The organism is Aquimarina aquimarini (assembly GCF_900299535.1).
In the GTDB taxonomy this organism is placed as follows: domain Bacteria; phylum Bacteroidota; class Bacteroidia; order Flavobacteriales; family Flavobacteriaceae; genus Aquimarina; species Aquimarina aquimarini.
The window spans coordinates 35,696-48,072 of record NZ_OMKE01000006.1 but is presented as its reverse complement, the minus strand read 5'-3'; the positions used below and the strand labels follow the sequence as shown (position 1 = coordinate 48,072).

The 12,377-nt window shown below is 33.9% G+C and carries 10 protein-coding genes; all 10 read left to right on the top strand.

Going from position 1 to position 12,377, the window contains the following annotated elements; genetic code table 11:
- Nucleotides 1–4 precede the first annotated feature (4 nt).
- The 10 genes from DG508_RS01805 (at nucleotide 5) to DG508_RS01760 (ending at nucleotide 12,360) form a co-directional block, all read left to right on the top strand.
- The gene (locus tag DG508_RS01805) at nucleotides 5–544 is read left to right on the top strand and encodes a DUF3341 domain-containing protein (protein ID WP_108866509.1); all 540 of its coding nucleotides are present in this window, start codon (nucleotides 5–7) and stop codon (nucleotides 542–544) included.
- Between the two features lie 5 nt (nucleotides 545–549).
- A complete protein-coding gene (locus DG508_RS01800) occupies nucleotides 550–1,224 on the top strand; it encodes a c-type cytochrome (protein WP_108866508.1) in 675 nt (224 codons plus the stop codon).
- Between the two features lie 44 nt (nucleotides 1,225–1,268).
- Nucleotides 1,269–2,612: a quinol:cytochrome C oxidoreductase gene (locus DG508_RS01795; RefSeq protein WP_108866507.1), complete on the top strand. Its 1,344-nt coding sequence runs from the start codon at nucleotides 1,269–1,271 to the stop codon at nucleotides 2,610–2,612.
- Between the two features lie 31 nt (nucleotides 2,613–2,643).
- A complete protein-coding gene (locus DG508_RS01790) occupies nucleotides 2,644–3,720 on the top strand; it encodes a cytochrome c oxidase subunit II (protein WP_103864506.1) in 1,077 nt (358 codons plus the stop codon).
- A gap of 42 nt (nucleotides 3,721–3,762) precedes the next feature.
- A complete protein-coding gene (locus DG508_RS01785; protein WP_108866506.1) occupies nucleotides 3,763–5,589 on the top strand; it encodes a cytochrome c oxidase subunit I in 1,827 nt (608 codons plus the stop codon).
- Between the two features lie 270 nt (nucleotides 5,590–5,859).
- The gene (ruvB, locus tag DG508_RS01780) at nucleotides 5,860–6,882 is read left to right on the top strand and encodes a Holliday junction branch migration DNA helicase RuvB (protein WP_108866505.1); all 1,023 of its coding nucleotides are present in this window, start codon (nucleotides 5,860–5,862) and stop codon (nucleotides 6,880–6,882) included.
- A 25-nt stretch (nucleotides 6,883–6,907) separates the two neighbouring features.
- Nucleotides 6,908–8,239 (top strand): cytochrome P450, encoded by a 1,332-nt coding sequence (locus DG508_RS01775; RefSeq protein ID WP_108866504.1) that lies wholly within the window; start codon nucleotides 6,908–6,910, stop codon nucleotides 8,237–8,239.
- A 115-nt stretch (nucleotides 8,240–8,354) separates the two neighbouring features.
- Nucleotides 8,355–8,888: a mechanosensitive ion channel family protein gene (locus DG508_RS01770; RefSeq protein ID WP_108866503.1), complete on the top strand. Its 534-nt coding sequence runs from the start codon at nucleotides 8,355–8,357 to the stop codon at nucleotides 8,886–8,888.
- Nucleotides 8,889–9,812: a tRNA epoxyqueuosine(34) reductase QueG gene (queG, locus tag DG508_RS01765; protein ID WP_108866502.1), complete on the top strand. Its 924-nt coding sequence runs from the start codon at nucleotides 8,889–8,891 to the stop codon at nucleotides 9,810–9,812.
- Nucleotides 9,813–10,059: 247 nt separating this feature from the next.
- A complete protein-coding gene (locus DG508_RS01760; RefSeq protein WP_108866501.1) occupies nucleotides 10,060–12,360 on the top strand; it encodes an NADP-dependent malic enzyme in 2,301 nt (766 codons plus the stop codon).
- Nucleotides 12,361–12,377: the final 17 nt, after the last annotated feature.

Below are 12,377 nucleotides of genomic sequence, written 5' to 3'. Positions count from 1 at the left end.
GAGTATGGCATCAAAAGTTATACATGCACTATATATTGATGACGATATCCTGATGGATGCCGTTAAGAAAGTTCGAACAGAACATTATCATATCGAAGAGGTTTATACCCCTTTTCCAGTCCACGGGCTAGATAAAGCAATGGGATTACCTCATACACGTTTGGCTATTACAGCCTTTTTATATGGTTGTGTCGGTTTGACTATAGCAACTGTAATGATGAATCATATCATGATAGAAGATTGGCCTCAGAATATTGGTGGAAAACCAAGTTTTAGCTACCTTGAGAATATGCCTTCTTTTGTGCCAATTATGTTTGAGCTTACCGTGTTTTTTGCGGCGCATTTAATGGTAATAACTTTTTATATGAGAAGTAAGTTATGGCCATTTAAGAAAGCAGAAAATCCTGATGTAAGAACTACAGATGATTATTTCTTGATGGAGGTTGATGCAGGGAGTCATGATGTAGATCATCTTATTAGTTTCTTGGGTGATACCGGAGCAGTAGAAATTAAAGTAATAGATAAGGAAGAAGATAACCATTAGTAATAATGAAGAATACTATAAAAATATTAGCAGCGGCAGTAGTGATGATTTGTGTTGTTTCTTGTCAAAACAAATCAAAACCTAATTATCAGTATATGCCTAATATGTATGAACCAGTAAGTTATGAAACTTATGGGGATTATAAGGTTTTTCCAGATAGTCAGGAAGCTATGTTGCCTGTAGAGGGATCTATTCCTAGAGGATGGATGCCATATGAATATGAAAATTCAAATAATGGATATCTTCAGGCTAAGGATAGTTTGAAAAACCCTATTCGTTATACCAAAGAAAATGAGGAAGCAGGTAAAGAATTATATGATATCTATTGTGCAATTTGCCATGGAGGAAAAGGTGATGGTAAAGGAACATTGGTAAAAAGAGAAAAAATTCTTGGAGTTCCTACTTATTCAGATGTAGGTAGAGCAATTACAGAAGGTAGTATTTATCATGTAATGTATTACGGGATTAATTCAATGGGATCTTATGCTTCTCAGACAAGCGAACATGAGCGTTGGCAAATTGTTCAATATGTGCAAAAATTAAAAGCTGATCTAGAAGGTAAAACACCTCGAATTGATACAGAGGTTGTAGAAGTGGTAGAAGTAGTTGTAGATGAAAAGCATGAAGAGCCAGCAAACGATCATCAAGAACCAGCAAAAGATCATAGTAACGCACATTAATAGTGCATTAGTAAAAAAGTTAAGAATAACGATATTATAAAGATATGTATACGCTATCAAATAGATTAAGATTATTTTCTATCATCCTTATGGTTGTAGGTCTAGTAGGTCTTGTTGTTGGATTTGCACAAAGGCCTGGATCTATACAGGAAGTAAAAGAAATGATGGCAGCGCACGACGCTCACGGCGGTGGTCATGGAGAATCACATGCAGAAAAAAGCGACCATGGAAAAGAAACTCATGGTGAAAAAGCACACGAAGAAGATGCTCATGGAGGAGATGCACATTATGAGCATGTTTTACATCAATTACAAAACAAGCCTTGGGCATCGTTATATGTAGCGGCATTTTTCTTTTTTATGATAGCCTTAGGTGTATTGGCATTTTATGCAATACAGTTTGCATCACAATCAGGTTGGTCCCCAGTACTCTTTAGAGTTATGGAAGCTATTACAGCATACCTAGTACCTGGTGGAATTGTGCTTTTTGTAATCTTGGCATTATCAGGATTTCATATCAACCATTTATTTGTTTGGGCAGATCCTAAAGTGGTAGAACACGATGCACTTCTTCAAGGTAAAGCAAGTTGGTTAAATGGCACATGGTTTATTATTCGAGCTACATTCTTTTTGGCAGGATGGATGTTATACCGTCATTTTGCAGTAAAATATTCAAGATTGCAGGATGAGGATTCAACAGGTAATAAATGGTATAAGAAAAGTTTTAAAATATCAGCAGCCTTTTTAGTGTTCTTTATTTATACAGAATCTATGGCATCATGGGATTGGATTATGAGTTTTGATCCACACTGGTTTAGTACGTTGTTTGGGTGGTATGTATTTGCAAGTTTATTTGTATCAGGAATTACCACAATAGCTTTGTTAACTATCTATTTAAAATCTAAAGGATATTTAGAATTTGTTAATAATAGCCATATTCATGATTTAGCTAAATTTATGTTTGGTATCAGTGTTTTTTGGACATATCTTTGGTTTTCACAATTTATGTTGATATGGTACTCAAATATTCCAGAAGAGGTAACGTACTTTATTACTCGTATAGAAGATTATAATTTACCATTTTTCGGAATGTTAGTGATGAACTTTATTTTCCCATTATTAGTGTTAATGAATAGTGATTTTAAACGTGTAAACTGGTTTGTTGTAATGGCTGGAATTGTTATTCTTTGTGGACATTATATTGATATTTTTAACATGATAATGCCTGCAACTGTTGGTAAATCTTGGTTTATAGGAATCAGCGAGATTAGTGCTGTGTTATTATTCCTTGGATTGTTCTTGTTTGTAGTGTTTAGAGCATTAACCAAAGCACCTTTGTTAGCTAAAGGAAACCCATATATAGAGGAAAGTAAGCATTTCCATTATTAATTTGAATTGTAAAAAAAGAAGATAGATAAAAATGACTGTATTCTTAACCATAGTAGTTATAGCGCTTTTTGGAATCACCTTATGGCAAATGTCAAAAATATTGAATTTGTCAAAAGTAAGTGGAGAAGATAACTCTCAAGTAGCAAATGATAAGGATAATAACTTACAAGGTAAGTTAATGCTTGTGTTTGTAGTGCTTTTTTATATATTGATGGCATATTGTTTTATTCAGTATAACTCATATTTTTTACCTGAATCAGCTTCAGAACATGGAGTAGATTATGATAGATTGATGCTGATATCAATGGTGTTGATTATGATTGTACAAATCCTTACTCAAGGGTTGTTGCACTTTTTTGCATACAAATACAGAGGTAAAAAAGAAAACAAAGCATTGTTCTTTGCAGATAATGATAAATTAGAATTTATTTGGACTATTATTCCAGTAATAGTACTTGCTGGATTAATTATATATGGATTATTTACTTGGACCGATATCATGAATATTGATGAGAATGAAGGAGATCCATTAATCGTAGAATTATATGCATATCAGTTTGACTGGCGTGCAAGATATGCTGGTGCAGATAATGAATTAGGTAAAGCTAATGTGCGTTTTATCGAAGGTATTAATACATTAGGATTGGATGTCTCTGATGGTTACGGAAAAGATGATAAAATAACAAATGAACTACACCTGCCTGTAAATAGAAAAGTAATTTTTAAGATGCGATCTCAAGATGTATTGCATTCTGCATACATGCCTTTCTTTAGAGCACAAATGAATGTTGTTCCAGGTATGATTACTGAATTTGCATATACACCAACTCTTACTTCTGAGGAGATGAGAAATAGTGAGTTTATGATAGAGAAAGTTGCTACTATCAACAAAATCAGAAAAGAGAAAAGTAAAAAATTGGTTAAAGCAGGAGACGAAGCTTTAGAAGAGTATACTTTTGATTATTATTTGCTGTGTAATAAAATATGTGGAGTATCACATTATAACATGCAAATGAAGATTATCGTAGAATCTGAAGAAGATTATGAAGCTTGGATAAAAGAGCAAACTACTTTTGGTGAGCAGTTATCAGCACAAGCAAGCAATTAAGAAAGATAATAATAATATATCATATTAAATATAGATAAGGATATGTCAGCAATAGCAAACGTACACGATCACGCAGAAGACCATGCTCACGATCACGGACATCATCATAAAGAAACATTTATTACCAAATATATCTTTAGTGAAGATCATAAAATGATCTCTAAGCAATATTTGATTACTGGTTTAATCATGGGAATCATTGGTATTGCAATGTCTCTATTGTTCAGAATGCAAATAGCATGGCCTGATCATAAATTTACGGCTTATGAAGTTTTATTAGGTAAGTTTGGTGAAGATGGAGTTATGGATCCAGGAATCTATTTAGCTTTAGTTACAATACATGGTACTATAATGGTATTCTTTGTATTAACTGCAGGGTTAAGTGGTACGTTTAGTAACCTTCTTATTCCGTTGCAAATTGGAGCACGTGATATGGCATCAGGATTCTTGAATATGGTGTCTTACTGGTTGTTCTTTTTGAGTAGTATAATCATGATTTTATCACTATTTGCAGAAGCTGGACCTGCATCAGCAGGATGGACAATCTATCCTCCTTTGAGTGCATTGCCACAAGCTATTGGTGGATCTGGTACAGGGATGACGTTGTGGTTGGTGTCTATGGCAATATTTATAGCCTCTTCTTTATTGGGTTCTTTAAATTATGTGGTAACAGTAATTAATTTACGAACCAAAGGAATGTCAATGACAAGAATGCCACTTACAATATGGGCTTTCTTTGTAACAGCTATTATAGGTGTGGTTTCGTTTCCAGTATTATTATCAGCAGCATTATTGTTGATTATGGATAGAAGTTTTGGTACCTCTTTTTATCTAAGTGATATTTATATACAAGGAGAAGTATTACATAATCAAGGAGGGTCTCCTGTACTTTTTGAACATTTATTTTGGTTCTTAGGACACCCAGAGGTATATATTGTATTACTACCAGCTTTAGGTATTACATCAGAAATTATTGCGACAAACTCACGTAAACCTATATTTGGATATCGTGCGATGGTTGCTTCAATATTAGCGATTGCATTTTTATCTACAATTGTATGGGGGCACCATATGTTTGTATCAGGAATGAATCCGTTTTTAGGCTCTGTATTTACGTTTACAACCTTATTGATTGCAATTCCTTCAGCTGTAAAATCATTTAATTATATAACCACACTGTGGAAAGGTAATTTACAATTTAACCCAGGAATGTTATTTTCTGTAGGGTTGGTATCTACCTTTATTACAGGAGGACTTACAGGAATTATCTTAGGAGATAGTACATTAGATATTAACGTACATGATACATATTTTGTAGTAGCGCATTTCCATTTAGTAATGGGTATATCTGCACTGTATGGATTATTTGCAGGAGTGTACCATTGGTTTCCTAAGATGTATGGTAAAATGATGAATAAAAACTTGGGGTATGCACATTTTTGGATAACAGCAATTGGAGCATATGGCGTGTTTTTCCCAATGCATTTTGTTGGAATGGCAGGATTGCCAAGACGTTATTATACCAATTCTAACTTCCCGTATTTTGATGATTTAGCAGATACAAACGTATTAATTACAGTATTTGCATTTATTGCAGCTTTTGCTCAATTGATATTCTTATATAACTTTATTATCTCTATATTTTACGGTAAAAAAGCAGAACAAAACCCTTGGAATTCTAATACACTTGAGTGGACTACTCCTGTAAAAGCTACACATGGTAACTGGCCTGGAGAACTCCCAATAGTACATAGATGGCCTTATGATTATAGTAAGACCAATGAGGATGGAGAGTATGTTATAGCTGGACAAGATTATGTACCACAAACTGTTCCTCTGCAAGAAGGAGAAGAAGAAATGCATCATTAAAAAAATAATAGACAGGATAACAGTACAAATATGAACTAGCTGTTAACCTTATAGAATAAAAACGCTCAGAAATTCAATTTCTGAGCGTTTTTTTGTTAGGATATGCGTGGTTTAGTAATATCTCAACAGATGCTTTACCATTTAGTGTTATAATCAAGCTATATCTTAATGTGTAATTGGTATTATAGGTAATCGATAAGGCTCAGGTTTTTCTAGTATCTTTGTATTGATTAAATATGATCTATACATACCTTTTATTCAATTCAACATATGAACGAAAACCTTGATCCAACAAACGACAATTTTTCTAATGAAGATCTGGATATAGAAAAAGCATTAAGGCCTCTCGCCTTTGATGATTTTGCTGGACAAGATCAAGTTCTCGAAAATCTGGAAATTTTTGTTAAGGCTGCGAATTTAAGAGAAGAAGCATTGGATCATACCTTATTCCATGGCCCTCCTGGTCTAGGTAAGACGACATTGGCGCATATTTTGGCAAATGAATTAGAGGTGGGTATCAAAGTTACATCAGGACCAGTTTTGGACAAACCTGGAGATTTAGCAGGTTTATTAACAAATCTAGATGATAGAGATGTTTTGTTTATTGATGAAATACATCGATTAAGCCCTATTGTAGAAGAATATCTATATTCTGCTATGGAGGATTATAAGATCGATATTATGATCGAGAGTGGTCCTAATGCACGTACAGTACAGATTAATCTTAACCCATTTACATTGGTAGGAGCAACAACCCGTTCGGGATTGTTAACAGCACCTATGAGAGCTCGTTTCGGGATACAATCACGATTACAATATTATACCACAGAATTATTATCTACCATAGTGCAACGTAGTGCGTATATCCTAAATGTTCCTATTTCTATGGAAGCAGCTATTGAGATAGCAGGTAGAAGTAGAGGAACACCAAGAATCGCAAATGCTTTATTACGTAGAGTAAGAGATTTTGCTCAAATTAAAGGAAATGGAAAGATCGATATAGAAATCTCTAAGTTTGGCCTCAAAGCATTGAATGTTGATGCACATGGTTTGGATGAGATGGATAATAAGATTTTGATGACGATGATAGATAAATTTAAAGGAGGCCCTGTAGGGTTAACTACAATAGCTACAGCGGTAAGTGAAAGCCCTGAAACTATAGAAGAAGTCTATGAGCCTTTTTTGATTCAACAAGGGTTTATCATGCGTACTCCCAGAGGTAGAGAAGTAACAGAAGCAGCCTACAAACATCTAGGAAGAGTAAAAGGAGGAATTCAGGGAGGTTTGTTTTAAGCAAATAATCTAATAAGTATATCATATGGGGTACAGAGAAATCCCAACAGTTTCTTTTTTTAAGGTAATTCAGAATGCAAGTCGTATTCTCAAAAATCCACTTCCTTTTCATCGAGAGAATTTTGAAAAATCAGGAGATATTTTCAAAGTCAAATTAGGGTTTGGAAAATCAGCAATTTTTATTCGAGATGCAGGTTTTGCTAAACATATGCTACAAAAACAGCACAGAAAATATACAAAGTCTGCATTACAAACAAAAGATTTGGCCAAATATATAGGAGAAGGCTTACTTACTTCTAGTGGTGAAAAATGGTTAAAGCAAAGACGTTTGATCCAACCAGCATTTCATAAACGAAAGTTGGAACTACTTATAGGAACAATCAAAGAAGTTATTGAGGAAGAAGTCTCTAGAATTACTACAGAAAAAAATACAGATATTTTTCCTGCAATGAGTGATTTGGCTTTTAGAGTGGTTGCAGAATCATTATTTGGATATACTGATACAGGAAATACGATAAGTAGATTGCAATATATAACAGAAAAGGCACAAGAATCTCTGATTAAAGAAATAAGACAGCCCTATAAAAAATGGTGGTTTCGCTTTAGCGGAAAGATAAAAAAGACTTTTCAGTTAACACAAGAGGCAAGAGATATTCTTACTGTTATTATAGAAGATAGAAGAAAATCAAATCAAAGCCACAATGATCTTTTGGATATGTTGTTAACAGCAAAATACGAAGATGGAAGCTCCATGGATAATGAGCAATTGATTGATGAAATTTTAATCTTGTTTATTGCAGGTCATGAGACAACATCAAATGCATTAACCTTTACATTGTTATTATTGGCATTGCACCCCTCGATTCAGGAAAAGGTATTTAATGAAGTCTCTATAACTGCAGAATACGAATCTATAATAGAAGAAATAGGACAATATCAATATACCAAACAATGTATTGAAGAAGCAATGAGGCTATACCCGCCAGCATATTTTTCTGATCGAGTCGCGATAGAAGATGATACCTATAATGATAGTAAACTACAAAAAGGCGATACGATTTTGATTTCGTTTTATGAAATTCATAGGCATCAACAATTTTGGGATAGCCCATCTACCTTTGATCCAGATAGATTTGGTCTCAATATAGATAAAAAACAATATTCAGATTGTTATTTTCCTTTTGGCGCAGGGCCCAGAATGTGTATTGGTAATAATTTTGCAATGTATGAAATGATTCTGGCGATAAGTACTTTGATAAAAAAATACCATATCACTACACATCTCAAAGAAATTGAAATTAAACCTTTGATTACTCTAAAGCCAGAGAATGCAATCATAAAACTTGTACCTAGATAGAAGGTCTATTGGTATCGAATCAGTTCTTTTTTGCAATAGTTATATACTATTTCTTTTAATCTTTATGTATTTGGTATTTTTACAAAAACGATGAAGTTTTTATTAATCAAACGATATGATACTTGTTTACAGAGATGAGATTTTATTGACAGTCATAATAGTAGTGCTATTGTTTTTTGTGTTGTTGATTACAAAACAGGTGATTAAGAAATTTTCAATTTTAAGAGCTATAAATCCAAATCGAAGAAAATTAATACGTAACCTTTCATATCTGTTTCATTATCTTATTGCAGGAATTGCTTTAGTTGTTGTTTGGGGAGTTAAGTTTGAAGAATTTAGTGTTTTTATATCTTCAATATTAGCTGTTATAGGAGTCGCTTTTTTTGCACAATGGTCAATTTTATCAAATCTTACGGCTAGTATTATTTTATTTTTTAGCCATCCAGTAAGAATAGGAGATCGAATACGAGTGTTGGATAAAGATTTTGACTGGACAGGAGAAGTTAAAGATATTACTGGTTTTTATCTATTTATGATTACAGATACAGGAGAAAATATAACATTACCAACTTCATTGGTTATCCAAAAAGGTATTCAGATAATGAGTAAACTTCCAGAAGGGCAAATTGATGATAAAGAAGAAGTATAATTGAATTTTAAATCCCAATATACCGAACTTATTAAAACAGAGGCAAAACGTTTAGGTTTTTTGTCTTGTGGTGTTTCTAAAGCAGCATTTCTAGAAGAAGAAGCGCCTAGATTAGAAAAGTGGCTCAATCAAAATATGAATGGGCAGATGTATTATATGGAGAATCATTTTGATAAGCGATTGGATCCAACTAAGTTGGTTGATGACTCAAAAAGTGTAATCTCATTACTGCTCAATTATTTTCCTTCAGAAATTCAAAAAGACCCAGATGCTCCAAAGATTTCTAAGTATGCCTATGGCACAGATTATCATTTTGTGATCAAAGATAAATTAAAGCACTTATTACATTTTATTCAAGAAGAAATAGGAGAAGTGCATGGTAGAGCCTTTGTTGATTCGGCACCAGTTTTAGACAAAGCATGGGCAGCAAAAAGTGGATTGGGGTGGATTGGCAAAAACAGTAATTTGCTTACGCAAAAAGTTGGCTCTTTTTATTTTATAGCCGAACTTATTATTGATCTGGATTTAGAATATGATACTCCTGTTACCGATCACTGTGGTACCTGCACAGCATGTATAGATGCTTGCCCTACGCAGGCTATAGTAGAACCTTATGTAGTTGATGGAAGTAAGTGTATTTCTTATTTTACTATAGAGCTTAAAGAAGAAATACCATCATCGTATAGAGGAAAATTTGATGATTGGATGTTTGGTTGTGATGTGTGCCAAGATGTATGCCCATGGAATCGATTTTCTAAGTCACATAACGAACCTCTCTTTGATCCAAAACCCGAACTATTGGAGATGTCAAAAAAAGATTGGGAAGAGATTACTCAAGAGGTATTCTCGAAAGTATTTCAGAAATCTGCAGTAAAGAGAACCAAGTTTTCTGGATTGAGTAGAAATATTAAATTCCTTAAATAACCATACCATTTTTTTAGAAAATTAATTCACTTAAATACAGGATATTACTTTTTATAGATCTATAGAGTTGTATAAGTGTTGTAAATCAGTAGTGTAAGATGATTTTTTGAAGATTCTTTTACATTAATTTTTGCATGTCAGACAGACTTGTACCTTTGTATGTATTCAATGAATGTTTTTATACCATTTCTCAATTGAGAAATGGTATTACATTTAATTTATATTCACAAATTTATCTTGATAGCGTATGAGTATCGAAAGTAAAAGAAGAGAGGCATTAGTATATCATGCTAAGCCTACCCCCGGAAAAATAAAAGTCGTTCCTACTAAAAAGTACGCGACCCAAAGAGACTTATCGTTAGCATATTCTCCTGGAGTAGCAGAACCCTGTTTAGCAATAGAGAAAGAAAAATCAGATGTATATAAATATACAGCAAAAGGAAATCTAGTTGCTGTAATATCAAATGGTACTGCCGTTTTAGGATTAGGAGACATAGGTCCTGAAGCCTCAAAACCAGTGATGGAAGGTAAAGGGCTTTTGTTTAAGATTTTTGCTGACATTGATGTGTTTGATATAGAAGTGGATACCAAAGATGTAGATGCTTTTATAGAAACGGTTAAAAATATTGCCCCCACATTTGGAGGAATTAATCTTGAAGATATCAAAGCCCCTGAAGCTTTTGAGATAGAAAGACGCTTAAAAGAAGAGTTGGATATTCCTGTAATGCACGATGACCAACATGGGACAGCCATAATTTCTGCGGCGGCATTATTGAATGCTGTAGAAATTGCAGAGAAAAAACTAGAAGAAGTTAAAATTGTAGTTAGTGGAGCAGGAGCAGCAGCAGTATCATGTACCAGATTATATAAAGCCTTTGGTGCAAAGTCAGAGAATATCGTAATGACCGATAGTAAAGGAGTGATCCGTAAAGATCGTGATAATCTTACCCCAGAAAAAGCTGAATTTGCTACATCAAGAGACTTGAATAGTTTAGAAGATGCTATGAAAGATGCAGATGTATTTATAGGTTTATCAATGGCCAATTTGGTGACGCCAGATATGTTGATATCGATGACAGATAATCCTATTGTTTTTGCAATGGCTAATCCAGATCCCGAAATAAAATATGACTTGGCGATAAAAACGCGTAAAGATGTTATTATGGCAACTGGTAGAAGTGATCATCCTAATCAGGTTAATAATGTATTAGGATTTCCATTTATTTTTAGAGGAGCACTAGATGTAAGAGCAACTGCAATTAATGAGGAAATGAAGATGGCAGCTGTAAAAGCATTGGCAGAATTAGCCAAAGAGCCAGTTCCTGAGCAGGTAAATATAGCGTATGGAGAAACACGTCTTAATTTTGGAAAAGAATATATAATACCTAAACCTTTTGATCCAAGATTGATGGCCAAAGTACCTCCTGCGGTAGCAAAAGCTGCAATAGAGAGCGGCGTGGCAACAGCACCTATTACTGACTGGGAGAAATATGAAAATGAGCTGTTGGAGCGAATGGGTAACGATAACAAATTAGTAAGATTATTGTTGGACAGAGCAAGAACAAACCCAAAACGAGTTGTTTTTGCAGAAGCAGATCACTTAGATGTGTTAAAAGCAGCTCAAACAGTAAAAGAAGAAGGTATTGCTTACCCTGTATTGTTAGGACGTAAAGATATTATCTTAGAATTAATGCAAGAGATTGATTTTGATCCTACCGATATCGAAATCATTGATCCCAAAGCAGATGAAGAGAGTGAGCGTAAAAATAAATATGCCAAAAAGTATTGGGAAGCCAATAAGCGTAAAGGAATTACACTGTATGATGCAGAAAAATTAATGCGAGAGCGTAATTATTTTGCAGCAATGATGGTCAATGAGAGAGATGCAGACGCGTTACTTTCAGGATATTCTAGAAGTTATCCAACCGTTGTTAAACCAATGTTAGATCTTATAGGCTTGGCAAAAGGCTCAACTAGAATTGCGACCATGAATGTAATGATGACAGAAAAAGGACCTTTGTTTATTAGTGATACATCGATCAATATTGACCCTTCTTCAAAAGAATTAGCTAAGATTGCACAAATGACGGCTAAAACTGTAGAGATGTTTGGAGTAAAACCTGTAATGGCAATGATTTCTTATGCTAATTTTGGATCATCAAAACATCCAGATGCGACAAAAGTACAAGATGCTGTAGCCTATTTACATAGGTATTATCCTAATCTAATTGTGGACGGAGGATTACAAATGAATTTTGCTTTAAATAGAAAAATGAGAAAGGATAAGTTTCCGTTTTCTAAGCTTAATGGGCAAAAAGTAAATACATTGGTATTTCCTAATTTGGATTCAGCAAACAGTAATTATAAATTATTAAGTGAGCTAAATAATGCAGAATCTATAGGTCCTATTATGATGGGAATGAATAGACCAGCTCATATTCTTCAACTAGGAGCAAGTGTAGAAGAGATAATCAATATGGCTGCAGTGGCTGTAATTGATGCTCAGGAGAAAGATAAAAGAGATACACCTCTAGCACCTTTGTCTTAAGTTGATAAAGTATTTGT

Bases quoted from the DNA above. Each gene is read 5' to 3' on its own strand.
- DG508_RS01760 (WP_108866501.1), top strand. From the start codon at position 10,060: ATGAGTATCGAAAGTAAAAGAAGAGAGGCATTAGTATATCATGCTAAG.
- DG508_RS01770 (WP_108866503.1), top strand. From the start codon at position 8,355: ATGATACTTGTTTACAGAGATGAGATTTTATTGACAGTCATAATAGTA.
- DG508_RS01775 (WP_108866504.1), top strand. From the start codon at position 6,908: ATGGGGTACAGAGAAATCCCAACAGTTTCTTTTTTTAAGGTAATTCAG.
- DG508_RS01795 (WP_108866507.1), top strand. From the start codon at position 1,269: ATGTATACGCTATCAAATAGATTAAGATTATTTTCTATCATCCTTATG.
- DG508_RS01805 (WP_108866509.1), top strand. From the start codon at position 5: ATGGCATCAAAAGTTATACATGCACTATATATTGATGACGATATCCTG.
- DG508_RS01790 (WP_103864506.1), top strand. From the start codon at position 2,644: ATGACTGTATTCTTAACCATAGTAGTTATAGCGCTTTTTGGAATCACC.
- ruvB (WP_108866505.1), top strand. From the start codon at position 5,860: ATGAACGAAAACCTTGATCCAACAAACGACAATTTTTCTAATGAAGAT.
- DG508_RS01800 (WP_108866508.1), top strand. From the start codon at position 550: ATGAAGAATACTATAAAAATATTAGCAGCGGCAGTAGTGATGATTTGT.
- DG508_RS01785 (WP_108866506.1), top strand. From the start codon at position 3,763: ATGTCAGCAATAGCAAACGTACACGATCACGCAGAAGACCATGCTCAC.